Raw genomic sequence first — 26,468 nt, forward strand, 5'->3', positions numbered from 1 at the left:
GGGGTTATGAGTTTTAGAGGAAATAAGGGAGGAATTTAAATGTATTTACACGGCACAAGCCGAATTAATGGGCAAGGACACTTAGAAATTGGAGGGTGCGATACGACGCAGCTAGCAAAGCAATACGGAACACCACTTTATGTATACGATGAAGAGTCTATTCGAGGAAAATGCCGAGCATTTCATCGTGCTTTTAAAGAAAGTGGTTTCTCTTATCAAGTAGCATATGCAAGCAAGGCGTTCTTGTGCATGGAGATGTGCCGAGTAGCTCGTGAAGAGAATATGTCATTAGACGTTGTTTCTGGAGGAGAATTATATACTGCGCTCCAAGCAGGATTTCCAGCATCACGTATTCATTTTCATGGAAATAATAAAACAGAAGAAGAGATAGTGATGGCTCTTCAGGCGAATATCGGTTGTTTTGTCGTAGATAATTTCTTTGAATTAGAAGTTTTACACGATTTAGCGATGCAACATGGAAAGTTTGTGAACATATTAATTCGTGTAACGCCTGGAGTAGAGGCGCACACACATGAATATATTACAACAGGCCAAGATGATTCGAAATTTGGATTTGGCGTTTCAAACGGTCAAGCGATGCAGGCAATTGGATTTGCTTTACAAAAATCCAATTATAATGTGCTAGGGATTCATTCACATATCGGATCGCAAATATTTGAAACAGCTGGCTTTGTTCGAGCGATTGAAGTTCTTCGCCAATTTTTAGAAGAAGTGAGAGAGCAAACAAACTATGTAGTAAAAGTGTTAAATGTAGGCGGGGGATTTGGAATACGCTACACAGAGTCGGATACACCGTTAACTCTTGAGACATATGTGCGAGCTGTAACAAGTGCAGTGAGAGAACAATTTACTGTATGTGAATATCCATTGCCAGAAATATGGATTGAACCAGGCCGTAGCATTGTAGGTGATGCTGGGACAACAATTTATACAGTTGGATCTGTGAAAGATATTCCTGGTATTCGGAAATATGTATCAGTCGATGGTGGAATGACAGATAATTTAAGACCTGCTTTATATAGTGCGCGTTATGAAGCAATGTTAGCGAATCGAGGGAATGATGAGAATGAGGAACTCGTTTCGATTGCGGGGAAATGTTGTGAGAGCGGAGATATGTTGATTTGGGATATTCATTTACCGAAAGTCGTTTCTGCTGATTTACTAGCAGTTTCCTGTACAGGAGCCTACGGGTACTCGATGGCGAATAATTACAATCGGATTCGAAGACCAGCCGTTGTCTTTGCAAAAGGCGGAACATCGCAAGTAGTTGTGGAACGCGAAACATATGAAAATATTATTGGGAACGATCGCATACGTATTAAAGAGCTTGTTTAAATAGAAAAAGGGGTTGTTCGGATGGGCAATTCCTTTTTTGTAAAATAAAATAATTAAAATATATCGGAAAACTAGGATTGAAAAAAATCAGAATTGTGATAAAATACAAATACAAAGCTTATCAAGAGAAGCGGAGGGAACTGGCCCGAAGAAGCTCGGCAACCTGCTTATAGAAAGCAAGGTGCTAAATCCAGCAAAATGGAATCCATTTTGAAAGATAAGGTAAAATATATTACCGAACAGTCTTTTCGAAATGGGAAAGATTTTTTTTATGAATAAAAAGGGGGGCTGTTCGCGTGGGTGTACGGGAACATTTTGATGAAGTATCCGAGAAGATTGAAGCGATGCTTGCTGATATGAAATATGGCTCAATTACAATTGTTGTGCAAGATGGAAAAGTAATTCAGTTAGAGAAAAGTGAAAAAGTACGTTTAAAGTGAAAAGCGCTGACTAGAAAAACTAGAGGCGGTTTTAACCTATTTTCATTAGGTTAAAACCGTCTTTTTGCTTTTACAGGGGGAAAAAACATGTTGACGTATGAAACGTGGGAAGAAAATGTTGTTTCGTTTTCGGAAGAAGATGAAACAAAAGGCGCGTTATCAGTATTAAATTGGGCTTATGAAGAGTATAAAGATGAAATCGTCTACGCATGTAGCTTTGGGGTGGAAGGTATGGTATTGCTGCACCTTATAAACCAAGTAAATCCATCTGCTAAAGTTGTATTTTTGGATACAAATGTTCATTTTCAAGAAACATATGAATTAATTCAAAGAGTGAGGGAACGATTTCCTTCATTGAATATTATAGAAAAGCAGCCAGAACTTACACTTGATGAACAGGCGAAGTTGCATGGTGAAAAACTGTGGGAGAGCAATCCGAATCTTTGTTGTAAGATTAGAAAAATTTCACCTTTAGAAAAATCATTAGTCGTGGAAAAAGCATGGATATCGGGCTTAAGAAGGGAACAATCAGAAACACGTAAGCATACAAAGTTTATAAATCAAGATCATCGTTTTCAATCTATTAAAGTTTGTCCACTTATTCATTGGACGTGGAAAGAAGTTTGGCGATATGTATACAAACATAGCTTGCCGTATAACCCGTTGCATGATGTTGGCTATCTAAGTATTGGGTGTGAGAAATGTACTTTACCTGTAGGGGATGGTGGCGATTCAAGAGATGGTAGATGGGCTGGGAAAGTGAAAACCGAATGTGGTCTTCATTATCAATAAGATGAATCTTGAAATAAAGCTAAGAGGGGATATAGAAAATGAGCACAGTAAACGAATTAGTAAACCGTATAGATGAGACATATGATATATCACAAATTGAAAAAGAAATTAAATTAGACAACATTGCTTTAAGTGATTTAGAACTATTGGCGACAGGTGGATATAGCCCGCTTACTGGTTTTTTGGGGAAGGAAGATTATGATTCAGTCGTAGAAACGCTTCGTTTAGCAAATGGTAGTGTGTGGAGTATACCAATTACATTACCGGTAACAGAAGAAGTCGCAGAAAGCCTGAAGACCGGAGAGGGAGTAAAGCTTGTCAACAATGGAAATATATATGGTGCTATTAAAATAGAAGATATTTTCGTACCAGATAAAGAAAAAGAAGCGTTACTTGTATATAAAACAACGGATGAGGCTCATCCAGGAGTGAAAAAATTATATGAACGACCAAACGTTTACGTTGGAGGAACTATTATTCTAACAAAACGCTTTGAAAATAATCAATTTCCTTCTTATCATTTAGACCCAATTGAAACGAGAGAAGAATTTAAAAAACGTGGGTGGAAAACAGTAGTCGGATTTCAAACGAGAAACCCGGTACATCGTGCCCATGAGTATATTCAAAAATCTGCTCTTGAAATTGTAGATGGTCTCTTTTTAAATCCACTCGTTGGAGAAACGAAATCGGACGATATTCCTGCTGATGTAAGAATGGAAAGCTATGAAGTACTCCTTCAAAACTATTATCCGAAAAATCGTGTCTTTTTAAGTGTATTTCCTGCTGCAATGCGTTACGCAGGACCAAGAGAAGCGATATTTCATGCGTTAGTAAGAAAGAATTTTGGATGTACCCACTTTATTGTAGGACGTGATCATGCCGGAGTAGGAGATTATTACGGAACATACGAAGCGCAAGAAATCTTCACGAATTTTACGATAGAAGAGTTAGGCATTACACCACTATTCTTTGAACATAGTTTTTACTGCACGAAATGTGAAGCGATGGCTTCAACGAAAACATGTCCGCACGGAAAAGAAGATCATGTTATTTTATCAGGTACGAAAGTAAGAGAATTATTAAGAAACGGTGAGATTCCGCCAAGTACATTTAGTCGTAAAGAAGTAGTAGAAGTGCTAATTAAAGGTTTAAAAAAAGAAGTAGTAACAGAATAGGGAGAGAACGAGATGGATACGAATATTACTTGGCATACAGCTTCGGTTTCAAAAGATGAGAGAAGAGTGAAGAATGGACATCACAGTTTTGTAATTTGGTTTACTGGTTTATCAGCTTCGGGTAAATCTACAGTAGCGAATGCGGTCGCTCGTAAACTGTTTGAAAAGAATATTGGAAATTATGTGCTGGATGGGGATAACATTCGCCACGGTTTAAATAAAGACTTAGGATTTTCTGAAAGTGATCGCATGGAAAATATAAGACGTATTGGCGAAGTGGCAAAGTTATTTGTAGATCAAGGAACAGTTGTCCTTACAGCATTTATTTCACCATTTCGAGTAGACCGCAAACAAGTAAGAGATTTATTAGCGGCAGATGAATTTATTGAAATTTTTGTGAAGTGTCCGATTGAAGAGTGTGAGAAACGTGATCCGAAAGGGCTTTATAAAAAGGCAAGAAAAGGTGATATTAAGGATTTCACAGGTATTGATTCGCCTTATGAAGAGCCAGAGCAAGCAGAATTAATTGTAGAAACGCACAAATATTCTATTGAAGAATGTGCAGAACAAATCGTGCAGTACTTACAAGAGCGTAGTTTTATCCCGCTATTTGCCGGGAAGTAAAATTCCTACCTCAAAGTTCGGTTGGGGCAAGGAAGTTAGGTGGGGGTCGGGCTGCCCGTAAATACCCGATTGGTTAAGGCTAATAATCAGCGTGGGATGAACAAAACTCTACTGATTAAAGTTTCACTTTATATAGGGGGATTTAAAAATGAGTTATGAAAAAGTATGGGCTAACAATGAAAAACTAAATCAAACGGAGAAAAATAAATTAGAAAAAGATGGATTAGAAATTTTTAATGATATTCCTTACTATGCGGAAAATGGATTTGAATCTATTCCGAAAGAAGAGTGGGATGCCTTTAAATGGGCAGGATTGTATTTACAACGTCCAAAAGAAGCTGGTTATTTTATGATGCGGGTAAATATTCCGTCAGGGATTATTACAAATGCGCAGGCAGAAGTACTTGCTTCTATCGCTGAGGATTATGGACGTGATGTAATAGATATTACTACGAGACAGGCGATTCAGTTTCACTGGTTAGAAATTCAGCAAATTCCAGATATTTTTAAAAGATTAGCAAGAGTTGGATTATCTTCAGCGGGGGCTTGTGGTGATATAACGCGGAATATTACAGGTAATCCGCTTGCTGGAATTGATGCAAATGAACTATTTGATACGACACATATTGTGAAAGAGGTATATGACTATTTCCAACATAATGAAGAGTTTTCTAATTTGCCACGTAAATTTAAAATGTCTATTAGTTCTAATATTTATAACTCAGCAAACGCAGAGATTAACTGTGTTGCATTTACACCTGCTACGAAAGAAATAGATGGTGAGAAAAAAATTGGTTTTCATATAAAAGTAGGCGGAGGATTATCAGCCCGTCCATATTTAGCTGATGAATTAGATGTGTTCGTTTTACCAGAAGAAGTGAAGGCAGTGGCAATTGCGATTGCTACTATATTCCGTGATTTTGGATATCGTGAGAAACGTCATTTAGCCCGTTTGAAATTTCTTGTTGCGGACTGGGGAGCAGAGAAATTTAAAGAGAAACTAATAGAGTATACAGGGCCTTTACAAAGTAAAGGGGAAAGTGCACTCAAAGGATGGAATGCAGGCTATTTTTATGGTGTTCAAGACCAAAAACAAGAGGGATTAAAATATGTAGGTTTTAATGTACCGGTAGGTCGTTTACATGCAGAAGAAATGTTTGAGATTGCAAGAATCGCAAAGCAATATGGAAATGGACAAATTCGTACATGTAATTCACAAAATTTCATTATTCCGAACGTTCCTCCGGAAAATGTAAAAGGATTACTTAGTGAACCGTTGTTTGAAGCGATATCTGCAAGCCCAAAATCATTTATTGGTCATGCGGTTTCATGTACCGGTATTGAATATTGTAATCTTGCATTAGTAGAAACGAAAGAAAGATTACGAAAAATTGCAGAATACTTAGATACACAAATTGCACTCGATGTTCCAGTTCGAATTCATATGGTAGGCTGCCCGAATTCATGTGGTCAACGTCAAATTGCTGACATTGGGTTACAAGGGGTGAAAATGAAAACGAAGGAAAAGGGAATTGTTGAAGCATTTGAGATATATGTAGGTGGAACGTTGTTAGATGGCGGTGCCTACAATCAAAAGTTAAAAGGAAAAATAGATGGCGAGGATTTACCTGATGTACTCGCATCATTTATAAGTTATTTCAAAGAGAATAAATTACCAGCCGAAACATTTTATGATTTTGTAGGTCGTGTTGGTGTAGACACATTACAAATAGCGTTAAATAACGTGTTAGAAGAAGTCATAGCGTCTTAGGGGGGGACAATATGGATTTATATCGATTTGAAGCTGTATTAGTGAGTGATATTGTTCCGATTGTTGTTGTTGCTCAAAGTGAAGAACAGGCATTTAAGCTTGCGGAGATTGAGCTTGAAAAACATTTTTTACCGTTGCCAGAGGTAAAAGAGATTTCTTTGTTTGAAAAAAAGAAGATTCGAAAAGGTGCAGCATTTGTTATTCATGAGTAGAGATTAGTAATACGAAAAAATAAAAACTTCCATTCTTATATACGAATGGAAGTTTCATTTTAATAGTAGAAATGAGGAGAGATGATGGGGAAGGTTTATATTGTTGGAGCGGGTCCTGGCGATCCAGATTTAATTACTGTTAAAGGGTTGAAATGTATTGAGAAGGCAGATGTTATTTTATACGATCGCCTTGTGAATAAAGAGCTGCTTTCACACGCAAAGCCTGACGCGGATTTAATTTATTGCGGGAAACTCCCGAATTATCACACGATGAAGCAAGAAACAATTAATACATTTCTTATTAAGTATGCGAAAAAAGGGAAAGTTGTAACGAGGCTTAAGGGCGGCGATCCATTTGTATTTGGTAGAGGGGGAGAAGAAGCGGAAGCATTAGCAAAGCAAGGTGTACCATTTGAAATCGTCCCAGGTATTTCGTCTGGAATAGCTGCACCTGCTTATGCTGGTATTCCAGTGACGCACCGTGATGCAAGTGCAAGTTTTGCTATTGTGACTGGGCATAGGAAAGAAGGTGCTGAAGAAGAAGTGAAATGGGAAAGTTTAGCGAAAGGTGTAGAGACTTTAGCGATATATATGGGAGTTAGTAATTTGCCCTACATATGTGAGCAACTTATGAAGCATGGAAAAGATAAAAGTACGCCAGCTGCTATTATTGAGCAGGGGACGACGTCTATGCAACGTACAGTTGTTGGGACATTAGGAACAATTGTAGATGTTGCGAAAAAAGAGCAAATTCAAAATCCGAGCATGATTGTAATTGGAGAAGTTGTCCGTTTTAGAGAAAAAATCCATTGGTTTGAGAAGCAAACGGAAAATGCTTATCAAGTAAGTGGAGTGTTGTAAAATGAAAGCCGTCTTATATATATGTCATGGAAGTCGTTTGAAGACAGCGAAAGAAGAGGCGATTCAATTTATTACATCGTGTATGAGTCGTATAGAAGCGAATATTCAAGAAGTTTGTTTTTTAGAGTTAGCGAATCCTTCTATTGAAGATGGTTTTCGTACATGTGTGAAGCGTGGGGCTACGGAGATTATTGCCATCCCTGTTTTTTTATTAGCGGCAGGTCATGTGAAGAAAGATATTCCATTTGAATTGGTAAAGCTCAAGAATCAATATCCGAATGTTAAAGTGACTTATGGTAATCCGTTTGGTGTATCAGAAACACTTATCAAATCAGTATATAACGGAAGTGGTATTGAAAAGGAAGGGAAGGCTGAAGTGACCCTTCTGCTCGTTGCAAGAGGAAGTAGTGATCCTGAAGTATTACAAGATATAAAATGGATCGCCTCTTTATTTCAAGCTGAGGAGAAAATTAAAAAAGTTGAGGTTTGTTATTTAGCGGCTGCGGAGCCGAAATTTGAGAGGAAATTGAAGGAAGTTGTAGAACGGGAAGTGGAGAACATCGTTGTGCTACCTTATTTGTTATTTACAGGTTTACTTATGAAACATATTGAGAAAGAAGTGCGCCAATATGCATTGGAAGAGATTAAAATCAGTCCATATTTAGGGAAGAATGAAGCGTTACAAGATATGTTAATTCAGAAAACGACGGAGTTATTGAAAGGAGATCAGTATGTATCCACTTACAGTGCGAGTTAATGAGAAACGCGTTGTTGTTATTGGTGGGGGAAAAGTTGCAGGATTTAAAATTATTCCTTTACTCAAACAAGGTGCGGATATAGTTGTGATCAGTCCAGAATTAGATGCGAATTTAGTAAAACTTGTGGAAGAAAAGAAAATTCGTTGGTATCAAAGAGAATATGAAAAAAGTGATATTAAAAATGCTTTTTTAGTTGTTGCAGCGAGTAGTGATTCAATATTAAATGAACAAGTTGCTGAAGATGCCGCAGAGAATCAATTAGTAAATGTTATTACAAATCCGGAAAGTGGTAATGTTCACTTTCCAGCAGCGATTCATCGTGGTTTGCTTAATATAGCAGTTTCTACTGGGGGAGCGAGCCCAAAGCTCGCAAAAAAAATTCGAGATGAGATTGCAAATAAATATGATGAGACATATGAATCGTATTTAGATTTTTTATATGAAGTAAGGGTGAAGTTAAAAGATTTAAAGTTAGAAAAGAGAGAACGAAATATATTACTCCAAGAAGTGTTGAAATCAGTATATGTGCAAAACGAGAGAGAAAGAGAAAGTTTTTTGCGAGAATTAGAGGGAAAGGTTTTAAAATAATAAAAGATAAAGTGCGCTTTACAAATATAAAAATATAATTTATAATCACAAGTAACTTCAATAGATGAAATCGATGAGCAAGAAGAGTACGTATATTTGATGCGTTCAGAGAGCTGGGGTTAGGTGGGAGCCCGGTACGATAAATTATACAGAATGGGCTTGCGAGAGGTATGTTGAACATTGTAGTAGGCAACCCGGGTTCCGCCGTTAAAAGGATAGAGTATCGGAATTATTCCTGTACTTGAACAAGTGGGATTTATCAATCCAATTGAGGTGGTACCACGGTATTTACATTACATATATCGTCCTCTACATGCATATTTGCGTGTAGGGGACTTTTTTATTTTCTAAAGGAGGTGTGCGAGTATGAAATGAAAGTGTATAATTAACAAAAGTTTAAATATTCAGAAAAGGAGAATTTATGATGAAAGAAACACAGCAATGGACGTCGAAAATAGGCTTTGTACTCGCAGCAGCCGGAGCCGCAGTAGGTCTTGGTGCGATATGGAAATTTCCATATGTTGCAGGTAATGGCGGGGGAGGCGCATTCTTCCTTGTATTTTTACTGTTAACTTTATTTATAGGTATGCCTCTTCTAATAGCGGAGTTTGTTATTGGACGTAGTACGCAAAAAGAGGCGGTTACAGCTTATAAAGTACTAGTGCCAAATAGCAAATTATATCCTTGGATTGGTCGTATGGGAGTTGTTACTTGTTTTAGTGTACTATCTTTTTATAGCGTTGTAGGTGGATGGATTTTACTTTATTTATATTATAGTGTGACAGGAAGTTTCTGGAATGGAGTAGCTGATTATGGACAATTGTTCGGTGAAACGATTTCAAATCCGTTAAGTGCGATTGGAGCGCAATTTATCTTTATGCTTTGTACGATTTTTGTTGTAAGTAAAGGTGTAGAGAAAGGTATAGAAAAGGCAAGTAAGTACATGATGCCGCTATTATTTATTTTATTTATTGCGATTATTGTTCGTGCGTTAACACTCGATGGTGCTTTTGCTGGAGTAGAGTTCTTCTTAAAACCAGATTTTTCAAAGCTTACAGCAGATACAATTTTATATGCGATGGGACAATCTTTCTTCTCGCTAACTGTAGGTGCCTCGGTAATGGTAACGTATAGTTCGTATTTAAAGAAAGAGGAACATTTAGCGAAATCGGCAACATCTATTGTAAGTTTAACTGTTTTTGTTACAGTACTTGCAGGATTAGCAATTTTCCCAGCGATTTTCGCATTAGGAGTTAAACCGACTGAAGGACCGGGATTACTGTTTATCGTCCTTCCAGCAGTATTTGCAAAAATACCATTTGGTCAATTTTTCTTTATTATGTTTTTAATTTTATTCTTCTTTGCGACTTTAACATCAGCAATTTCAATGCTTGAAATTGTAGTAGCATCTGTTGCGAAAGGTAATGAGAAGAAGCGTCCGTCAGCATCATTATTAATTGGTATTCTTATTTTTGCAGTCGGTATTCCATCAGCGTTATCATTTGGGATTATGAGTGACGTGAAAATATTTGGGAAAACATTCTTTGATTTAGTCGACTTTTCGGTAAGTAACGTATTGCTGCCGTTAGGAGTACTAGCTATTTCATTATTTGTACCAAATAAAATGAGTAAAGAGTTGTTGATGAAAGAATTAGAAGTGACGGAAACGAAGGGGAAAACGTTATTTAACATTTGGTTCTTCTTACTTCGTTATGTCATTCCGGTAACTGTAATAATTGTATTTTTAAATGTGATAGGTGTATTTAAAATGTTTGCATAAAAAAAGGCGGGGATCTCCCGTCTTTTTTTATGTTGTTGAATGTAATAGACGATTATACGCTTTATAGGCTGTGGTGACTGCGAGGAATGAACCGATTAAAAATAAAACTGATCCGCCAAATGTAAATATCCGGCCGATAAATGTCGCTCTAGCTTCTTCTATTTTTTGTTGTAATTGCGTATTCATATTGATCACCTCGTAAACTATAGGCATTTAGTTATAGTCTATGTAGAATGCCTATATTGTGTGAAGTGTAAATAAAAAACCTCGGTAGGTACCGAGGTTTTTTATAATCCGATATAAGGAGATGGGTCGACTGCGTTTGTCTTGCCGACATTCCATTCTCCAAGATGAAGTTCGAAGTGTAAATGTTGTCCGTATGATTGGCCCGTGTTCCCCATAAATCCAAGCTGATCGCCTTGTTTTACAGTTTGTCCATTCGATACAGAACGGCTATTCATATGAGCATATACTGTCGTATATGTTTTTCCGTTTATACGGTGAGATAAATACACTACGTTTCCGTAACTAGATGATAATTCTGAGCGAATAACAACGCCATCTGCAGCAGCGATAATTGGAACCGTTCCCGAAGCGGCGATGTCAATTCCTTTATGGTTATCTAAAGAACGTACACCAAATCCGGAAGTTTTTGATCCAGCTGCTGGTTTGATAAAGCCACCGATGTTTGTATCATGTGGTGTTGGAGCTGCTTGAGTAGCTTGAGCAGATTTAGTAGCTTGTTGTTTGCGAGCCTCTTCTGCCTGGCGAGCTTCTTCCGCTTTACGAGCTTCTTCGGCCCGTTTTTCTTCTTCAATTGCTTTTTGCACAGCTTGACGTTGATTTTCTAAAATGCCTTTGGATTCTTCTAATCCTTCAATCTCTGAATCTACTTTTGCTACTTTCGTATGTAGATTGTTAATAAGAGTCTGTTGCTGCTGTTGGTTATTTTGTAATTCTTGTTGTTTTTGTTCTAGTTTTTGCTCAGATTCTTTCAGTTGTTGTTCTTTTTTCTCAACAGCTTCTTTTTCTGTAGTTACAGCATTTTGATCAGATGTTTGTTTTTTTACAATATCTGTATCGTTGTTTAATATTAAACTTACGGAGTACATATTATCAACAAGATCAGCAATGTTTGTAGAGTTTGTTAATACTTCTGTAATGATATTTGTACGCGGTTTTTCTTGCATAGATTGTAATCGTTGTTTAATAACTTCCTGACGTGTATCTATGTTTGTTTGTAATTGTTCTATATGTTTCTTTTTGTCAGTAATTACTTGTTGTGTTTTGCTAATTTCTTTTTTTGTATCGTTTAATTCAGCCTCGTTTTTATTAATAGAAGTAGTTAATTCATCGATTTTCTTCTGTAATTCTTGAATTTCTTTTTCTATTTGTTCTTTCTCGACTGATTTATTTTGTAAGTCACTTTGTTTGCCTTCTAATTCAGATTGAATGTTAGATAATTTATCTTGATTTGTTTCAGCGTATACGGGTGAAAGTAACGGGGAAGCAAAAATCGTTCCTGCTGCTAAAACACTAAACGCTGCAAATTTCTTTTTCATAGTTGTCTGACTCCTTTCCCTATGAATGTTATATATCATAAGAAGAAGAGTGTCTATCGTTGTAATCATAATGTAAAGAAAACTTTATAAAATTGCTAAGTTTTGTCGGAATTTATCATTTTTCAACTTTAATTGTCATAGTACTTACATTTTATTTATGGCTGTAATAAAGGTATATTTTGGGATTTATATGTAAAATACAGGAGGAAAGTAATAGTTTTTATGGGGTGAAATAGTACTTAGAAAGCTAATAAAACACTAGTAAGGAATCGTTCTCATGTGAGGTTTTCTAACATGGGTTTATTTTTTGTCAAGAAAATTATTTGCATTCGGGGAAAGTTATTTTGTTGTCAGATTTTAAATTTTGATTTATGATTTTTAACAGGGACAAAATGTAGTGAATTGTCGAATAATATGTAATACTCTTAATTTCTTAGTTTTATAGAGATAGAATGAGAGATAGAGTGACACATCGAAGAGGGGGTTACAACAAATATGAAAAGAATAGGACTTGCATGGCAAATATTAATAGGGCTTGCGCTTGGTATTGCGGTTGGGGCGATTTTCTTTGATAATCCAGCTGTTGTGAAGTACTTACAACCAATTGGTGATATTTTCATCCGATTAATTAAAATGATCGTTGTACCGATTGTTGTAGCAAGTATTATTGTTGGGGTTGCTGGTGTTGGCGATGTTAAAAAACTAGGTCGACTAGGCGGAAAAACAATAATTTACTTTGAAATTATTACAACAATTGCAATTATTGTTGGTCTATTAATAGCGAATATTTTCCAACCAGGAAAAGGCGTAAATATGGAGCAGTTAACAAAGACAGATATTTCGAAATATACACATACGACAGAGCAAGTACAAAGTCATTCATTTGCAGATACGTTTGTAAATATTGTTCCAACGAACATTATGAAGTCATTGGCTGACGGAGATATGCTTGCTATTATCTTCTTCTCTGTACTATTTGGTTTAGGTGTAGCAGCAATTGGTGAAAGAGGAAGACCAGTTCTTCAATTTTTCCAAGGTGTAGCTGACGCAATGTTTTATGTAACAAACCAAGTTATGAAATTTGCACCATTTGGTGTGTTTGCACTAATTGGTGTTACAGTTTCTACATTTGGTCTTGCTTCATTAATTCCATTAGGGAAATTGCTAATTGTCGTATATGGGGCAATGATTTTCTTCGTCGTAGTTGTCTTAGGACTTACAGCGAAAATATTTGGAATTAACATTTTCCAATTCTTTAAGATTTTAAAAGACGAGCTGATCTTAGCGTATTCTACAGCAAGCTCAGAAACAGTTTTACCAAAAATCATGGAGAAAATGGAGAAATTCGGTTGTCCGAAAGCAATTACATCTTTCGTTATTCCGACAGGTTATTCATTTAACTTAGATGGATCAACTTTATATCAAGCAATTGCGGCTATTTTCTTGGCGCAAATGTACGGTATTGATTTATCTATTACACAACAAATTACATTATTACTTGTATTAATGGTTACATCAAAAGGTATCGCAGGTGTACCGGGCGTATCATTCGTTGTATTATTAGCGACACTTGGTACAGTAGGTATTCCACCTGAAGGTTTAGCGTTCATTGCTGGTATTGACCGTATTTTAGATATGGCTCGTACAGCAGTTAACGTTGTAGGAAACTCTTTAGCAGCTGTAGTTATGTCTAAGTGGGAAGGTCAATATGACGCTGAAAAAGGACAAGCTTATTTAAAAGAGATTTCTGAAAAGGGTCAAGCTGCTTAATTATAATATGAACAAGCTCTCACATAATATGTGGGAGCTTTTCTGTATATAGAAGAGGAGTATACATAATGAAACGTAAATATGGTGACGGTTCTTCGTGGAAAAGACTAATAGAAAAGAGTTATAGGCTTAAGCAAGTGGAAGAGGGAATGCTCGGAATACTGGATATAAAAAAGGTGAGAGAGCCTAGTTGTAAAGAATATGATGGTAAAGAAATTTGTATTGCAAGTGATGGGTATACGTGGGTTCAATATTTCATTAATGGAAAGAACTTTGCGATTACAGCTATGTTAGATGATAGGCACAATTTAGTGCAATATTATATTGATGTGACGAAAGAATATGAAATAGACGATCGTGGTTTACCGTATTTTGATGATTTATATTTAGATGTAGTATTATTACCTAGCGGTAAGGTGTATGTATTAGATGAAGAGGAGCTAGAGGATGCTTATAAAAGTGGCGATGTCACGAAGGGAGAGTATGAGTTAGCTTGGTACACTACGAAATGGATATTAGCAGCAATAAAAAATAGTGAATTTTATTGGATTTCAATATTGGAAGAAGAAATCGAAAAGTTAAAATGATTATTGTATTCAAATTTTTGTATAATTACCAAAAAAATCTATACAAAAAATAATTGACTTTTGTTTTGTAAGCGAGTAAAGTTAGGGAAGAAATTATTATTAAAAAATAAATATGAAACCTTCTTATAAAGAGAGGCGGAGGGACTGGCCCTACGATGCCTCGGCAGCGGACTCGATTTCAGAGTGCTGTGCCAAATCCAGCAAGCATGTGCTTGAAAGATGAGAAGAGCGTTTCTTATAGATGTATAAGACCTCTTCTCACCGGAAGAGGTCTTTTGTTATTCATTAGAAAAAGGTTGAAACTAGGGAGAGATGGTACTTTGAAAGAAACGAGAGGAAATGGTTTAGCTTTATTACCACTTGGGATATTTTTGGCGCTATTTATTGGTTCTGGAATTATTACAGGTGATTTCTATAAATTGCCGATACTTGTAGCGATTTCAATTGCTGTAGGAGTCGCTTTAGTGATGAATCGTAAAGAAAGTTTTAATGTGAAAGTAGAGCGGTTCGCTAAAGGTGCAGGAAATCCGGATATTATGATTATGGTATTAATTTTTGTGCTTGCAGGTGCATTTTCTGAAACGGCTAAAGGAATGGGCGGAGTAGACTCAACTGTTAATTTAGCGTTAACTATTTTACCGCCAGGATTTATCGTAGCTGGAATCTTTGTTATTGGTGCATTTATTTCATTAGCAATGGGAACTTCAATGGGAACAATTGCAGCATTAGCGCCGATTGCTGTAGGTATTAGTGGTCAAACTGATATCTCAATTGCGCTTGCAATGGCTACTGTTGTTGGGGGAGCGATGTTTGGTGATAATTTATCATTTATTTCAGATACAACAATCGCAGCTGTTCGTTCACAAGGAACAGAAATGAAAGATAAGTTTAAAACGAATTTTTTAATTGTGTTACCAGCGGCTATTATTACAATTGTACTATTAGTAATAGTTACTTCAGGAAGTGACACGCAAATTAAAGCACATAGCTTTGATTGGATAAAGATTTTACCGTACGCAGGAGTACTTATTACAGCGCTACTTGGCTGGAATGTACTTATTGTATTAACTGGTGGAACTGTATTATCTGGTGTTATCGGTCTTATAGATGGAAGTTACACGTTAGAAAGTTTCTTTAAAAGTGTAACGACTGGAATGGGCGGTATGATGGAGTTAGTATTACTTGCTATATTAATTGGCGGTATGGTTGAATTAATCCAATATAATGGTGGTATTCAATATTTAATGAATGTATTAACACGTAATATTCGTTCGAAAAAAGGTGCAGAATTTGGTATTGCTGGTTTAGTAAGTATGACGAATATGTGTACAGCGAATAATACGATTTCGATTATCTTTACAGGCCCGCTTGCAAAAAATATTGCAGATCAATATGAAATAGACCCTCGTAAATCAGCGAGTGTATTAGATCTTTTCTCATGTTGTGTACAAGGATTAATTCCGTACGGTGCCCAAATGTTAACGGCAGCAGGATTTGCAGCGTTATCTCCGGTTGAATTGTTGCCATATGCATTTTATCCAATCTTAGTTGGAGTATGTGGGATTGTTTCTATTTTAATTGGATTTCCAAGATTTTCGAAAGTAGCTGAGAAAAAAGAGTATCATAAAACAGCTTAATTTAATATGAATGTTAGTAATTAAAAAAAACGTGCAGAGAATAAACTCTGCACGTTTTTTTTGCGTAAAGGGCTGAATATGACTCGGTCTTAAGTCTGAGTTAAAAACGGTTCTTAAGCTCGTTATGGAAAGATGAAAAAATAGTTAAGATAAGAGTATCAAATCGAAGGGAGGCAAGCACAAGATGAAACAATTTCTAGCGTTTATCGCAGCCGGTATTTTGGCTTTAATTGCTCTTGGTAGTCTTGCTGGTATTGTAGGATTCGCAATCGGAGCAGGAGTTGTATATTGGAGCTATAAATCATTTGTGCGAGCTAAGTCATTTTTTGGGAAGTTAGCTTGGGGTATTGTTGGTTTAATCGGTTTATCCATTGCGCTTTCTCATTCACCAGCATTAATCGGTATCGCTGCTTTAGTGGTTTTATACTACGGATACCGTGAGTGGAAAAAAGAAAAAGATGTAGTTGTTGAATCTGCTCCAGAAAGTTCTAAACCATATAGCAACTTTGAAGATGAGTGGAACAAATTAATGAAAAACTAAAACAATAAATCAAATTATAAATAAAGTAGAAGAGAGGAAGATTTATAATGAAACAATCTTTATTCGGACGTGTACGCGATGCAATTTTAGCTGATTTTCATAACGTGTTAGATGAGAAGGAAAGAAAAAATCCAATTGCGATGTTAAACCAATATTTACGTGATAGTGAGCGTGAAATAACAAAAATTGAGAAGTTAATTGAACGTCATAAAACATTAAAATCTAACTTTGCTCGTGAGCTTGAGCAAGCACGTTATTTCGTTAACAAAAGATCAAAGCAAGCTATCATTGCTCAAGAAGCAGGTGAATTACAATTGCACGAACGTGCGTTAGAAGAGGTAGCTTATTATGAAGGGCAAGTAACTCGATTAGAAGAAATGTATGCAGGTGTTGTAGAGCAAATTGATGAGTTAGAGCGTCGTCTTTCTGAAATGAAAAATAAATTAAAAGAAATGCACGCAAAGCGTATGGAACTAATGGCACGTGAAAATATGGCACATGCAAATCGTCGTATGAATACTGCGATGCATAAAATGGATGAAAATAATCCGTTCTTACGATTTGAAGAAATTGAAGATCACATTCGTGACTTAGAAACTCGTATGAATGAAGAACATGAGCGTGACACATTTGATATGAAAATTGCAAAACTTGAGCGTGAAATGAAAGAAAAGAATGATGTATCGTTAACGAAAGAGTTAACAAAATAATAGTAGTATATTATAAAACAGGCTTATGATATAGTGATAGGAGAAAAGGTGTTGGAAAGCAATGCCTTTTCTTCTATGTATATGTGACAAGAAGGGGGGAGCTGAAATGAAGAAACATTTTTCAAAGACACAATTAATGGGGATGCTCCTCATCATATTTGGATTCGGTCTTTTTCTTGATATGATACTTGGACATTTTGAACCAGGTGGTCTCATTTTTGCATTTATTATGCTTATGTTTGGAAGGCATTATCGTAAAAAGAATCGTTATGTACGGGGAAATGTATTTTTATTTGTTGGTGGTATCGTATTTTTATTCTTCTTATTTTCATCAGCAGCATTTGTTCTTGTCGTATTTGCTTGTTTAGCTTTAATTGGTTATCAATTGATTCAACAAGGGCATCAGCAAAAAGCGATGAAGGTTGAAATTAAAGAAAAAGGGATTATAGACGAAGAGAAGCAAATATATCGTACAGAACCATATTTGAAAAATATGTTTGTAGGCAATGTACGAATGATGGATCATATTTATGAACTTGAGGATATTAATGTTCAATACGGTGCTTGTGATGTGGAAATAGATTTAACTACTGCTATGATTCCAGAAGGGGAAACGGTAATTGTTATTCGGGGTGTCGTTGGTAATATTCGTTTATATGTGCCATATGATATTGAACTTTCTTTAAATCATTCTGTTATTGTCGGACGTGTGCTCTTGCCAGGTCATGAAGAGACAGGGTTTAACCGCAATGTTACATTTAGAACAGAGCAGTATAAAGAGGCTCCTCGTCGTATTAAAATTATTTCTTCGCTTGTCGTAGGCGACACGGAAGTGAGGAAAGTATAATGAAGAAACAAAAAAATATTTCGTGGATGTATATTCGTTATTCTATGTTGTCCTCAGTTAGTATCGCACTCATTTGTACAATTGTATATGTATGGAAAAGCGAGCAACAAGTGTATGATTTATTATGGAAGGAATCCATCGCTTCTGTTCCAATTGGCTTGTTTATTATGACTACAAGTTTACTTATCGGGGGAATTGTAGGATATGCAATCGGTTACTATATAGAGCAGCGTATACAAGGATTAAATACGTTTCTATTTGAAGTAGAGCGAGGGAATTTTCCGAGCGATGTTTCGTTTACTGCAGATGATGAATTTCATGAAGTGGAACGAAAAGTAATCGTTTTGGCTCGTCGATTAGAGGAGCAAGCTGGACTCTTTCAAAAAGTAACGAATGAACGAGCTCATTGGAATGAAGAGATGAGACAAGAAGCGATTTCTCAAGAAAGGCATCGTTTAGCAAGGGAGTTGCATGATTCAGTAAGTCAGCAGCTTTTCGCAATGTCGATGATGATGTCAGCGATTAATGAACAAATAACTGAATTTCCAGATGTGACAAAAAAACAATTACAACTTGTTGAAAATATGGTTGTAAATGCTCAATCAGAAATGAGAGCATTGCTCCTTCATTTACGTCCTGTACAATTGGAAGGTAAGAAACTGACAGAAGGTATAGAGGAATTATTAACGGAATTATCGCGAAAACAACATATGAAAATTGAATGGCTTATTGAGCCAATAGAATTAAAAAAAGGTGTAGAAGATCATTTATTCCGTATTGTGCAAGAAGCGCTATCAAATACGTTGCGACACGCAAAGGCAAAGAAAACAGAAGTGCGCCTTCGAAAAATTGATCAATATGCGATTTTAAAAATTATTGATGACGGCGTTGGGTTTGAAGTAGGCGTTAATAAGGCAGGTTCATATGGCCTAAGATCGATGCAAGAGCGTGTTCATGAAATTGGTGGGACACTCAAGGTGCTTAGTTTCCCGGCCAAAGGTACACAAATAGAAGTAAAAGTACCGATTATGATTGAGAGAGGGGGAGAAGTATGATAAAAGTATTGCTTGTCGATGATCATGAAATGGTTCGTATGGGTGTATCGGCATATTTATCTACACAGCCAGATATTGAAGTAGTAGGGGAAGCTGAGAATGGACGAAAAGGATCAGAATTAGCATTGCAATTAAGACCGGATATTATTTTAATGGACCTTGTTATGGATGAGATGGATGGTGTCGAAGCAACACGTGCTATTATTCAAGAATGGCCAGAAGCAAAAATTGTAGTTGTAACAAGCTTTTTAGATGACGAAAAATTGTACCCTGTTATTGAGGCTGGTGCGACCAGTTACTTATTAAAAACATCAAGAGCAAGTGATATTGCTGATGCTGTACGAGCTACTTATGATGGAGAAACAGTATTAGAGCCGAAAGTTACCGGGAAAATGATGTCCCGTATGCGTCAAAAGAAAGAGCAACCTTTGCATGATGACTTAACGGAAAGAGAGTTTGAGATTTTGTTATTAATTGCAGAGGGAAAAAGTAATCAAGAGATTGCGGACGAGTTATTTATTGCACTGAAAACGGTAAAGACACATGTGAGTAACATATTAAATAAATTGAATGTAAGTGATCGTACTCAGGCAGTTATTTATGCATTTAGGCATCAATTAACGAAGTGATAAAGTGAAGCTTTAATTGGCGGGGAATTCCTCGCTGATTATTGGCTCGCTACAATATAGATTTGGCGTTAAAACCATCGAATGTTTTTATTGACGATAAATAATGTAAGCGTTATCATTAAGGTGTTAACAGTACATATAAAGGGGAGAATGTATATGTTAGTTCAAACTATATTCGGAATGGATAAGTCTAAAAAATTAGGAGAGTATGTGAACGCATTACAAGCACTTTGTGAACAATATAATGTTGAAACAGATAAAATTGCGATTATTGAGGCAACAGAGGAATACTATTTATTTTTAGTAAAGCAAGAAGAGCGCTATGATGTTGTCAAGGTAGAAACAGTTGATACAAATATTGAATATTATACGAAAGCTTATAAAATAAGCAGTTTTAATCATACTGCTTATCAAATGTAAAAAAACTCCCTTTTGGGAGTTTTTTTAGGAGGCTTTTACTTCGTTAGATTCGATTAGTAATGGAACTTTTTTCGTACCGCTTAACTTAGCGATTGTAAGGCCAAGAAGAGCTCCTGCTAATGCTGGTATTAGCCAACCGATTCCTTCATTATATAAAGGGATAAATTCAAAATAGGGTGTGATGAATGAAACTGAAATACCACCTTGTTTTAATCCATCAAATACGCTCACTACAGCTGCTCCGATTAAAGCACCTACATAAACAGAGCGATATCCACCGAAGTATTTATGAAGTAATGATAGTAGTACGAGTACAATCGCAATTGGATACACAACAAGTAGAATTGGAACAGAGATTGCGATAATTTTTGTTAAACCTAAGTTGGCAACTAATAATCCTAATGCGCAAATGATACTCGCGAATGTTTTGTATGAAAATGTAGTCAATAATGTTGAAAAATATTGGCTGCACGCAGATACGAGTCCAACGCATGTCGTTAAACAAGCGAGTGTAACGATAAGAGATAATAGGAGCAAACCGTACGGACCGAATAATTGTTGTACGATAACAGTAAGTAGCTGTCCGCCATTTTTTGCATATCCGAGAGAGACACTAGTTGCCCCAAGCCAGCCTAGTGCACCATATACAAGTACGAGTCCTGTAGCGGCAATAAGCCCTGCTTTTGCTGTGGCGATGGCAATGGACTTACGATCATTCACACCTTTAGAGCGAATTGCATTTACAACGATAATTCCAAATGCAAGTGCTGAAATGGTGTCCATTGTTAAGTACCCTTCCATAAAGCCTTTGAAGATTGGAGAAGTTTGATACTCTTGCATAGCTGGTCCTGATTGCCCAAGTGGTGTAAAGACACTTTTAACAAACAATAAGAAAATTGAGAGTAATAAAATAGGTGTTAATATATTTCCAATACGATCGACAAGTTTAGATGGATTTAAACTCAGCCAAAATACGATAGTAAAGAATATGATTGTATATACAAATAGCACTAGGCTGCTAGAGCGGATTGTTTCTGGTAAGAAAGAACTAACACCCATTTCATAAGCAACATTTGCAACACGTGGGATGCCCATGGATGGACCGATGGCAATGTATACAACTACTGTAAAGAAAATTCCGAATAATGGATGGACATGACTTGCAAGTTGCTGCATCCCATTTCCTGATAGAGAAATTGCGATAACAGTTAGTAGTGGTAAGCCAACTCCTGTTAGTAAAAATCCAATCATTGCTGGCCAAAAATTTTCACCTGCGTTTTGTCCAAGCATGGGAGGGAAAATTAAATTACCTGCCCCAAAAAATAAAGAAAATAGCATAAGACCCGTGAAAAAAATATGTTTTTTTGATACAGTGTTCATTGTTTTTCCTCCTTTTTTAAATTCATTTGTAAGAACACAAAAAACTCGTCCCTAAAGAAAGGGACGAGTTATATTTACCCGCGATACCACCCTAATTTACACATGTAGAAATAAATCTATATGTATACGGCTTTGCAACGTACAACATGATACGTGTTCCTTGTAACGGGGGACGGCCGGTAAGAACTTACTGTAACATTCGGTTCTACTTCTCGGAGATGATTTTCGGTTACGCACTGAACGTTGGCTTTCAGCAAATCGCCAACTCTCTGGGGAACAGTTCTATAACGTACTCGTTCTCGTCAATGAATTTTTATTCAAGTATTCTGACAGTATTGTTGCATGTTTTTTTTAGAAAGTCAATATGTTTTTTGAAAGATATATTTATATACGGAAATATCGAAAGTAATATTCGTTGTTGCAAAAGGAATAATGAATTGTAAAATGGGAGTAAAAATTTGTGGAGAATTGTAAAATTTATAGAGAAAGTTGATATTTATAGGAGTAAAGAAGGGATTATTTGAATTTACAGAGAATATTACAACAATCCACTTGCTGGAAAGAACAAACCAAAAGAGGTGACTGAAATGCTTGCGATGGGAGTATTATTTGGCATTATTGCTATAATTGGTTTTATGTGGTTATATTATTCGCGTTCGTTTAAACAAGCAGAAGTTTTACTCTTTCAAAAAGGTAGTTTGTTGACAAATCAGTCTAGATATTTAGTATGTCCGAAGTGTGGAAGTGCACAGGCCAGAAGTGGAGGATATCAAGAGTGTTGCAAAATTAGATTATGAAAGAAAGGAAGCCTCACATTATTTTGTGAGGCTTCCTTCCTTACAACTTCATGGCGCTCCAAATTGTCCATCGATCTCTTTCAATAATAGGAGAGACGTTTTGTAATGCGGTCTGTATATGTTGTAGAAGTTGAGAAAGTTCATCATCTGTTAACTCATATAGAATGGATCGACCTGTTCGAGGAGATAAATCTTGTAGCAATGCTTCTACAGAATCATGTATTTTTCGTACTTCCCATTGTGTTTGTGTGGGAAGCACGTGAAGAGAATGTTTTTGTAATTCTTTCTGTATCGTGTTGGTTTTTGGACGTCTTTTTGACTCTATTTCAATGAGTTTTGGAAATATAGAGAAAAAATATCCACGAATGTGTTCGGGACTTCCTGGAACTGTACAATCTTCAATCGTTCGATCTTGTAAAATAAGTACACCGTTTTTATTTAATATACGAGAAGCTTCACATAAAAATGTAGGAATGTCTTGTAAATGATGAATAACTGCACGAGAAATAACTATGTCGAATGTTTCATTAGGGTATGGGATATTATGTGCATCACCGTGGATGAAAGAAATATTTGGAAATTTGCTGCAATTTTCTTTTGCAGCTTGTAATATTTCTTTTGAAAAATCAAGTCCCACAACATTTTTGGCTCCCATAAGAGCAAGTTCTTTCGTATAAATCCCGCCACCGCAGCCAATATCAATTATTTGCTTGTTTTGTATGTCTGTAATGTTTTTTACCATTTCAGCCCAAGAAATATGAGCGTTTCTTGTTGCGTATGTGTATTTATTATTTGGATCATGAAAATTAATGGACATGATAAAGACCTCCTTTCAATGATTAGTATAACTTATTTAATAGGATGTCACGTTTTTGTTTTATGTATGAAGATTATAAGAATTTCTTATCGTAAAAGGAGGATTAATTTGAAAGGGAAATATGTATTGTTGTTATTTGTTATGTTACTAGCAGCTTGTGGTCAAGCTGAGCAAAAAAAAGAAACAAAAAAAGTAGAAGAGACGGTGAATGAAGTGAAAGAAACAATAGAGGTAACCGTTATACAAAAAAAACATAAAGAGAAAAAGTTGCAGGAATCAGAAGCGAAGTTAGTAATAGACATTTTGGATAAAGCTGAGAAACAAGAAATAACCGGAAGCTTCGGTGAACCTGAATATGAAATACAAATTAGTAGAGATGGGAAAAAAGAAACTTATTATGCATGGTTAAGGGGAGAAGATAGACGAGGATGGGTGCAATATAAGAAAGCTATGTATATGTTGAATGAAAAAGATACGGAAAAGCTTTTGGCTATATTTCCAAATATTTCAGAACAAAAAGAAGATGAGATGCAGGTAGGTCCTTTAACGGAAGTAACAAAAAAAGATTTGCAGATTACTACGTTTCATATTAAAGCGGGCGATCAAAACGTGAATTATATGGTACGGTATACGATTTCACAATCACTATACAACAAGTTAGTGAAGGAACGAGAGTATTATTTGCAACTCACTTTCCCAGAAAAAGTTCAAAAATTAATTGGAGCAAAAGAGAGTGAAATGATTTTAGGTGAAAAAGTAAAGGAAGGGTATAAGCAATATGAATTGCATGCTACTGTTCCGATAAAAGGTGCTTCAGAATCACAATTAAAATCATTAGAAACATATTACGAAAAGTATGATTTGAAAATATTAAACAGTGAAAAAGAAAAAATAGGCGTGTTTCAAAATATAATTCAAATCGTTAAAGAGTATGGTGAAAAAATGAATTTTCAAAGATAAAGTGAGACTTTAATCGGCAGAGGATGCTCATTTTTCGTTGATTAATAGTCTTTGCCAATTCGGCGTTGATTCCCGCTTAACTTCTTTGTTCCAACTGAATTTTGAGATAAGATCCTTATTGGCTGTAGCTGAATTGAAATTCTATGTAGCCTTTCCTAGGAAATGATAATAGAGAGGGGAGAAGAACACCCTCTCTATTATTTTGCTTTTGCAGATGGCTCATTCATTGATTTTCGTGTAATAAGAAATGAAATCATAAGAGCGGAAAGAATGATAAGAGTGATAAGTAAGTGATTTGGCAACCAATCTAATAATAATACATAGCTCACTGTATAAAAAATAAGAGTTGAAGCTAAAAATGATAAAACACTTATTATGAGAGATTGTAAATTCATTCGTATATACCTCCTTTATTTATATTTTTGGCTAAAAATGGATTAAATAAACATTATTTCTAACAATAGAAAAAAATATGTCATAATAGAGAAAAGAACAAGCTTTGATGAATGAATATGATTCATTAATGAGAGATAAAGGAGAGGAATATGAAAAATAATAAAAAAGGATTATGGGGAATTATTGTTGCGATAGGTCTATTTTTACTGTCTAAGTTAAAGTGGGTATTTGCAATTTTTAAATTAGCAAAGTTTTCAACGGTATTTAGTATGTTTCTATCGCTTGGCGCATACGCAGTTCTATATGGTTGGAAATTTGGAGTGGCGCTCATTTATTTGTTGTTTGTTCATGAAATGGGCCATTTATGGGCTGCGAAAAGAAAGGGGATCCCAACATCGCCAGCAATCTTTATTCCGTTTATGGGGGCCCTTATTGGAATGAAAGAGATGCCGAAAAATGCGAAAGATGAAGCTTACATCGCCTATATGGGGCCGCTTTTCGGACTTCTTTCATTTTTACCAGCGATCCCACTTTATATAATGACGCAAGAGCCGTTTTGGGCGCTTGTTATTTTGCTTGGAAGTATGATTAATTTCTTTAATTTAATTCCTGTTTCGCCGCTAGATGGTGGGCGAATTATTTCAGTTGTCAGTACTAAAATTTGGGGAGCAGGCCTTATTTTATTACTTGGCTATTCAATTTACTTTAAAAGTATTTTGGGAGGATTTATTGTTATTATCGGTTGTATGGAATTATACAGAGTGATAAAGAGAGATGAGCCGATTAAGGAATTAGGGCATAAAATTGATGGAATGAAAGAATATGTTGCTAGGCTTGAAGAGGAATTAAAAGAAACTGGAGCTGTACATCGGACTATATACATGATGCATCATGAGATGAATGCATTAAGACAAAGTGAACGGGAAAAAGAGTTACAAATAGGTGAACTTCAAAAAATGGAAGTGTTAGAGTATCTTTTACCGAAGTTTGAACCGTTAGATTATGTTCCATATGAAGATGAAATAGATGAGTATACTATTCACATAAGAGAAGCATTTGAAGCGTCAGAAAGAAAATTAAATGAATGGAAAACAGAAAAGGAACAACAAGAAAACTATTATAAAGTGGATACGAAAACGAAATGGACAGTATTTGCTTGTTATATCGGATTAATAGCTATACTTGGTTATACAGCTTATGAAGGTTATATTGTTTTACAGGAGCATTTGCCAAGACGAAATGTGTAGAAAAATATTGTCGAAATGATAGGAAGAATTAATACAGGAATTATATTTCTACGAGAGAATGTTACAAGTATAGTCATACATTGTAATATCTTTAGTAGAGAAGGAGTTCTGTATATGAAGAAATTGTTAAGTGTATTCGGGATTATTATCGTAATGATCATTGCGAGTTATAGTCTTATGAAAGTGCTGTTACATTATGCGAATAAGCCTGCTGAGGTAAATACAATAGCTCAAGTAGAAGATGTGCAAGAAGAGACAAAAGTGCTAGATTTTATTCGAATGACACATGAAAGCTATAATAATTTCTTAAATTACGGTAAAGCAGAGAATTATACAGACGGGGATTGGAAGCAATTTAAGCAATGGTTTCAACAACAAGAACCATCTTTAAAAAATATACATACGGAAATAAAGAATGAAAAAATAAAACGCGATGTAAATAGAAGTTATGAAATTGTAAAAAAAGGTGTGGAACTTCAAAATATTGAGTATGTAGTGTATGCCCACCGTGTATATCATGATTTGGATATTATCGTAAATAAATATAGAGGTGAAACGAATATCTGGGGGTATACGGAGTTTGGTGATGGGAAAGATAGAAAGGTAATTGAACAAGCTATACAAACAAAATAATAAGCTAGCTAGAATTCTAGTTAGCTTATTTTTTTTTGTAAATGCAATGTTCATATATTATTCACAAAAACAACGTGTTAATAGTGATTAAAATCACAATCTGCATTATAAGATTCAGTTAAA

The 26,468-nt window shown here is 35.7% G+C and carries 29 protein-coding genes, 2 riboswitches and 2 other annotated features; of the genes, 24 read left to right on the forward strand and 5 right to left on the reverse strand.

Annotation, left to right across the window (positions count from 1 at the left end; translation table 11 throughout):
* Positions 1 to 39 precede the first annotated feature (39 nt).
* The 11 genes from lysA (at position 40) to QCI81_RS21380 (ending at position 10,357) form a co-directional block, all read left to right on the forward strand.
* On the forward strand, positions 40 to 1,356 hold the full coding sequence (lysA, locus tag QCI81_RS21330; protein WP_071730735.1) for a diaminopimelate decarboxylase: 1,317 nt from the start codon (positions 40 to 42) through the stop codon (positions 1,354 to 1,356).
* A gap of 115 nt (positions 1,357 to 1,471) precedes the next feature.
* Positions 1,472 to 1,580, forward strand: a riboswitch (SAM riboswitch).
* Between the two features lie 72 nt (positions 1,581 to 1,652).
* Positions 1,653 to 1,796: a YezD family protein gene (locus QCI81_RS21335; protein ID WP_000538896.1), complete on the forward strand. Its 144-nt coding sequence runs from the start codon at positions 1,653 to 1,655 to the stop codon at positions 1,794 to 1,796.
* Positions 1,797 to 1,883: 87 nt separating this feature from the next.
* Entirely contained in the window at positions 1,884 to 2,588 is a 705-nt protein-coding gene (locus QCI81_RS21340; protein WP_071730737.1) for a phosphoadenylyl-sulfate reductase, read from the forward strand.
* A gap of 38 nt (positions 2,589 to 2,626) precedes the next feature.
* Positions 2,627 to 3,763, forward strand: coding sequence for a sulfate adenylyltransferase (sat, locus tag QCI81_RS21345; RefSeq protein ID WP_071730739.1), 1,137 nt, complete (start codon positions 2,627 to 2,629; stop codon positions 3,761 to 3,763).
* Between the two features lie 12 nt (positions 3,764 to 3,775).
* Positions 3,776 to 4,387, forward strand: coding sequence for an adenylyl-sulfate kinase (gene cysC, locus QCI81_RS21350; RefSeq protein WP_000380507.1), 612 nt, complete (start codon positions 3,776 to 3,778; stop codon positions 4,385 to 4,387).
* Between the two features lie 148 nt (positions 4,388 to 4,535).
* Positions 4,536 to 6,158 carry a nitrite/sulfite reductase gene (locus QCI81_RS21355; RefSeq protein WP_071730741.1) on the forward strand — a complete coding sequence of 541 codons (1,623 nt, stop codon included), beginning with the start codon at positions 4,536 to 4,538 and terminating at the stop codon, positions 6,156 to 6,158.
* A gap of 11 nt (positions 6,159 to 6,169) precedes the next feature.
* Complete coding sequence (locus tag QCI81_RS21360) at positions 6,170 to 6,370, forward strand: DUF3906 family protein (protein ID WP_000366918.1); 201 nt, start codon at positions 6,170 to 6,172, stop codon at positions 6,368 to 6,370.
* Between the two features lie 84 nt (positions 6,371 to 6,454).
* Positions 6,455 to 7,231 (forward strand): uroporphyrinogen-III C-methyltransferase, encoded by a 777-nt coding sequence (gene cobA, locus QCI81_RS21365; protein ID WP_000521256.1) that lies wholly within the window; start codon positions 6,455 to 6,457, stop codon positions 7,229 to 7,231.
* Between the two features lies 1 nt (position 7,232).
* A complete protein-coding gene (locus QCI81_RS21370) occupies positions 7,233 to 7,988 on the forward strand; it encodes a sirohydrochlorin chelatase (RefSeq protein WP_000648881.1) in 756 nt (251 codons plus the stop codon).
* Positions 7,963 to 8,577, forward strand: a complete 615-nt coding sequence (locus tag QCI81_RS21375) for an NAD(P)-binding protein (protein WP_071730743.1) — start codon at positions 7,963 to 7,965, stop codon at positions 8,575 to 8,577. The genes QCI81_RS21370 and QCI81_RS21375 overlap by 26 nt, the downstream gene beginning before the upstream one ends.
* Before the next feature lie 64 nt (positions 8,578 to 8,641).
* Positions 8,642 to 8,890: a binding site (T-box leader), on the forward strand.
* 111 nt (positions 8,891 to 9,001) lie between these two features.
* Positions 9,002 to 10,357, forward strand: coding sequence for a sodium-dependent transporter (locus QCI81_RS21380; protein ID WP_053564908.1), 1,356 nt, complete (start codon positions 9,002 to 9,004; stop codon positions 10,355 to 10,357).
* A 27-nt stretch (positions 10,358 to 10,384) separates the two neighbouring features.
* Here QCI81_RS21380 and QCI81_RS21385 read toward each other — a convergent pair whose 3' ends face one another.
* The gene (locus QCI81_RS21385; RefSeq protein ID WP_001095997.1) at positions 10,385 to 10,543 is read right to left on the reverse strand and encodes a hypothetical protein; all 159 of its coding nucleotides are present in this window, start codon (positions 10,541 to 10,543) and stop codon (positions 10,385 to 10,387) included.
* 101 nt (positions 10,544 to 10,644) lie between these two features.
* Positions 10,645 to 11,919, reverse strand: coding sequence for a murein hydrolase activator EnvC family protein (locus QCI81_RS21390; RefSeq protein ID WP_071730745.1), 1,275 nt, complete (start codon positions 11,917 to 11,919; stop codon positions 10,645 to 10,647).
* Positions 11,920 to 12,414: 495 nt separating this feature from the next.
* Between QCI81_RS21390 and gltP the strand changes: the two genes are divergently transcribed.
* The 9 genes from gltP to QCI81_RS21435 all read left to right on the forward strand — a co-directional run bounded on the left by gltP (position 12,415) and on the right by QCI81_RS21435 (position 20,115).
* The gene (gltP, locus tag QCI81_RS21395; protein WP_071730747.1) at positions 12,415 to 13,689 is read left to right on the forward strand and encodes a glutamate/aspartate:proton symporter GltP; all 1,275 of its coding nucleotides are present in this window, start codon (positions 12,415 to 12,417) and stop codon (positions 13,687 to 13,689) included.
* 68 nt (positions 13,690 to 13,757) lie between these two features.
* Complete coding sequence (locus tag QCI81_RS21400) at positions 13,758 to 14,276, forward strand: ribonuclease FAU-1 family protein (RefSeq protein WP_071730749.1); 519 nt, start codon at positions 13,758 to 13,760, stop codon at positions 14,274 to 14,276.
* 120 nt (positions 14,277 to 14,396) lie between these two features.
* Positions 14,397 to 14,502: riboswitch (SAM riboswitch) on the forward strand.
* Between the two features lie 94 nt (positions 14,503 to 14,596).
* Positions 14,597 to 15,913: a Na+/H+ antiporter NhaC family protein gene (locus QCI81_RS21405; protein WP_000665496.1), complete on the forward strand. Its 1,317-nt coding sequence runs from the start codon at positions 14,597 to 14,599 to the stop codon at positions 15,911 to 15,913.
* A gap of 184 nt (positions 15,914 to 16,097) precedes the next feature.
* Positions 16,098 to 16,454 (forward strand): lmo0954 family membrane protein, encoded by a 357-nt coding sequence (locus QCI81_RS21410; protein WP_000808640.1) that lies wholly within the window; start codon positions 16,098 to 16,100, stop codon positions 16,452 to 16,454.
* Between the two features lie 47 nt (positions 16,455 to 16,501).
* Complete coding sequence (locus QCI81_RS21415; protein ID WP_000814127.1) at positions 16,502 to 17,164, forward strand: PspA/IM30 family protein; 663 nt, start codon at positions 16,502 to 16,504, stop codon at positions 17,162 to 17,164.
* A 106-nt stretch (positions 17,165 to 17,270) separates the two neighbouring features.
* The gene (gene liaF / locus QCI81_RS21420) at positions 17,271 to 18,011 is read left to right on the forward strand and encodes a cell wall-active antibiotics response protein LiaF (RefSeq protein WP_000716094.1); all 741 of its coding nucleotides are present in this window, start codon (positions 17,271 to 17,273) and stop codon (positions 18,009 to 18,011) included.
* A complete protein-coding gene (locus QCI81_RS21425) occupies positions 18,011 to 19,066 on the forward strand; it encodes a sensor histidine kinase (protein WP_000744326.1) in 1,056 nt (351 codons plus the stop codon). The genes liaF and QCI81_RS21425 overlap by 1 nt, the downstream gene beginning before the upstream one ends.
* On the forward strand, positions 19,063 to 19,695 hold the full coding sequence (locus tag QCI81_RS21430; RefSeq protein ID WP_000598707.1) for a response regulator: 633 nt from the start codon (positions 19,063 to 19,065) through the stop codon (positions 19,693 to 19,695). The genes QCI81_RS21425 and QCI81_RS21430 overlap by 4 nt, the downstream gene beginning before the upstream one ends.
* Positions 19,696 to 19,776: 81 nt before the next feature.
* Positions 19,777 to 20,115 (forward strand): DUF3922 domain-containing protein, encoded by a 339-nt coding sequence (locus QCI81_RS21435; RefSeq protein WP_072939635.1) that lies wholly within the window; start codon positions 19,777 to 19,779, stop codon positions 20,113 to 20,115.
* A 24-nt stretch (positions 20,116 to 20,139) separates the two neighbouring features.
* Here the strand turns inward: QCI81_RS21435 and brnQ3 are convergent, their stop codons facing one another.
* The gene (brnQ3, locus tag QCI81_RS21440; protein ID WP_001099168.1) at positions 20,140 to 21,495 is read right to left on the reverse strand and encodes a branched-chain amino acid transport system II carrier protein BrnQ3; all 1,356 of its coding nucleotides are present in this window, start codon (positions 21,493 to 21,495) and stop codon (positions 20,140 to 20,142) included.
* Positions 21,496 to 21,551: 56 nt separating this feature from the next.
* Positions 21,552 to 21,810, reverse strand: a binding site (T-box leader).
* Positions 21,811 to 22,082: 272 nt separating this feature from the next.
* On the opposite strand from brnQ3, the gene QCI81_RS21445 reads away from it, so the two are divergent.
* Positions 22,083 to 22,292 (forward strand): hypothetical protein, encoded by a 210-nt coding sequence (locus QCI81_RS21445; protein ID WP_000880630.1) that lies wholly within the window; start codon positions 22,083 to 22,085, stop codon positions 22,290 to 22,292.
* 40 nt (positions 22,293 to 22,332) lie between these two features.
* Here the strand turns inward: QCI81_RS21445 and QCI81_RS21450 are convergent, their stop codons facing one another.
* On the reverse strand, positions 22,333 to 23,109 hold the full coding sequence (locus QCI81_RS21450; protein ID WP_071730751.1) for a class I SAM-dependent methyltransferase: 777 nt from the start codon (positions 23,107 to 23,109) through the stop codon (positions 22,333 to 22,335).
* 108 nt (positions 23,110 to 23,217) lie between these two features.
* On the opposite strand from QCI81_RS21450, the gene QCI81_RS21455 reads away from it, so the two are divergent.
* Positions 23,218 to 24,069, forward strand: coding sequence for a YhfM domain-containing protein (locus QCI81_RS21455; protein WP_071730752.1), 852 nt, complete (start codon positions 23,218 to 23,220; stop codon positions 24,067 to 24,069).
* Between the two features lie 197 nt (positions 24,070 to 24,266).
* Here the strand turns inward: QCI81_RS21455 and QCI81_RS21460 are convergent, their stop codons facing one another.
* Complete coding sequence (locus tag QCI81_RS21460; protein WP_001053359.1) at positions 24,267 to 24,464, reverse strand: hypothetical protein; 198 nt, start codon at positions 24,462 to 24,464, stop codon at positions 24,267 to 24,269.
* Positions 24,465 to 24,614: 150 nt separating this feature from the next.
* Between QCI81_RS21460 and QCI81_RS21465 the strand changes: the two genes are divergently transcribed.
* Complete coding sequence (locus QCI81_RS21465) at positions 24,615 to 25,712, forward strand: site-2 protease family protein (RefSeq protein ID WP_064531931.1); 1,098 nt, start codon at positions 24,615 to 24,617, stop codon at positions 25,710 to 25,712.
* Positions 25,713 to 25,826: 114 nt separating this feature from the next.
* Entirely contained in the window at positions 25,827 to 26,345 is a 519-nt protein-coding gene (locus QCI81_RS21470; RefSeq protein ID WP_053564903.1) for a hypothetical protein, read from the forward strand.
* The last annotated feature ends 123 nt before the right edge of the window (positions 26,346 to 26,468 follow it).

Source organism: Bacillus cereus group sp. MG20 (assembly GCF_040459885.1).
GTDB lineage: Bacteria > Bacillota > Bacilli > Bacillales > Bacillaceae_G > Bacillus_A > Bacillus_A cereus.

What these genes read in the sequence shown, in the direction of transcription:
- lysA (WP_071730735.1), top strand. Translation starts at nt 40, where the DNA reads ATGTATTTACACGGCACAAGCCGAATTAATGGGCAAGGACACTTAGAA.
- QCI81_RS21340 (WP_071730737.1), top strand. Translation starts at nt 1,884, where the DNA reads ATGTTGACGTATGAAACGTGGGAAGAAAATGTTGTTTCGTTTTCGGAA.
- sat (WP_071730739.1), top strand. Translation starts at nt 2,627, where the DNA reads ATGAGCACAGTAAACGAATTAGTAAACCGTATAGATGAGACATATGAT.
- cysC (WP_000380507.1), top strand. Translation starts at nt 3,776, where the DNA reads ATGGATACGAATATTACTTGGCATACAGCTTCGGTTTCAAAAGATGAG.
- QCI81_RS21355 (WP_071730741.1), top strand. Translation starts at nt 4,536, where the DNA reads ATGAGTTATGAAAAAGTATGGGCTAACAATGAAAAACTAAATCAAACG.
- QCI81_RS21360 (WP_000366918.1), top strand. Translation starts at nt 6,170, where the DNA reads ATGGATTTATATCGATTTGAAGCTGTATTAGTGAGTGATATTGTTCCG.
- cobA (WP_000521256.1), top strand. Translation starts at nt 6,455, where the DNA reads ATGGGGAAGGTTTATATTGTTGGAGCGGGTCCTGGCGATCCAGATTTA.
- QCI81_RS21370 (WP_000648881.1), top strand. Translation starts at nt 7,233, where the DNA reads ATGAAAGCCGTCTTATATATATGTCATGGAAGTCGTTTGAAGACAGCG.
- QCI81_RS21375 (WP_071730743.1), top strand. Translation starts at nt 7,963, where the DNA reads ATGTATCCACTTACAGTGCGAGTTAATGAGAAACGCGTTGTTGTTATT.
- QCI81_RS21380 (WP_053564908.1), top strand. Translation starts at nt 9,002, where the DNA reads ATGAAAGAAACACAGCAATGGACGTCGAAAATAGGCTTTGTACTCGCA.
- QCI81_RS21385 (WP_001095997.1), bottom strand. Translation starts at nt 10,543, where the DNA reads ATGAATACGCAATTACAACAAAAAATAGAAGAAGCTAGAGCGACATTT.
- QCI81_RS21390 (WP_071730745.1), bottom strand. Translation starts at nt 11,919, where the DNA reads ATGAAAAAGAAATTTGCAGCGTTTAGTGTTTTAGCAGCAGGAACGATT.
- gltP (WP_071730747.1), top strand. Translation starts at nt 12,415, where the DNA reads ATGAAAAGAATAGGACTTGCATGGCAAATATTAATAGGGCTTGCGCTT.
- QCI81_RS21400 (WP_071730749.1), top strand. Translation starts at nt 13,758, where the DNA reads ATGAAACGTAAATATGGTGACGGTTCTTCGTGGAAAAGACTAATAGAA.
- QCI81_RS21410 (WP_000808640.1), top strand. Translation starts at nt 16,098, where the DNA reads ATGAAACAATTTCTAGCGTTTATCGCAGCCGGTATTTTGGCTTTAATT.
- QCI81_RS21415 (WP_000814127.1), top strand. Translation starts at nt 16,502, where the DNA reads ATGAAACAATCTTTATTCGGACGTGTACGCGATGCAATTTTAGCTGAT.
- liaF (WP_000716094.1), top strand. Translation starts at nt 17,271, where the DNA reads ATGAAGAAACATTTTTCAAAGACACAATTAATGGGGATGCTCCTCATC.
- QCI81_RS21425 (WP_000744326.1), top strand. Translation starts at nt 18,011, where the DNA reads ATGAAGAAACAAAAAAATATTTCGTGGATGTATATTCGTTATTCTATG.
- QCI81_RS21430 (WP_000598707.1), top strand. Translation starts at nt 19,063, where the DNA reads ATGATAAAAGTATTGCTTGTCGATGATCATGAAATGGTTCGTATGGGT.
- QCI81_RS21435 (WP_072939635.1), top strand. Translation starts at nt 19,777, where the DNA reads ATGTTTTTATTGACGATAAATAATGTAAGCGTTATCATTAAGGTGTTA.
- brnQ3 (WP_001099168.1), bottom strand. Translation starts at nt 21,495, where the DNA reads ATGAACACTGTATCAAAAAAACATATTTTTTTCACGGGTCTTATGCTA.
- QCI81_RS21445 (WP_000880630.1), top strand. Translation starts at nt 22,083, where the DNA reads ATGCTTGCGATGGGAGTATTATTTGGCATTATTGCTATAATTGGTTTT.
- QCI81_RS21450 (WP_071730751.1), bottom strand. Translation starts at nt 23,109, where the DNA reads ATGTCCATTAATTTTCATGATCCAAATAATAAATACACATACGCAACA.
- QCI81_RS21460 (WP_001053359.1), bottom strand. Translation starts at nt 24,464, where the DNA reads ATGAATTTACAATCTCTCATAATAAGTGTTTTATCATTTTTAGCTTCA.
- QCI81_RS21465 (WP_064531931.1), top strand. Translation starts at nt 24,615, where the DNA reads ATGAAAAATAATAAAAAAGGATTATGGGGAATTATTGTTGCGATAGGT.
- QCI81_RS21470 (WP_053564903.1), top strand. Translation starts at nt 25,827, where the DNA reads ATGAAGAAATTGTTAAGTGTATTCGGGATTATTATCGTAATGATCATT.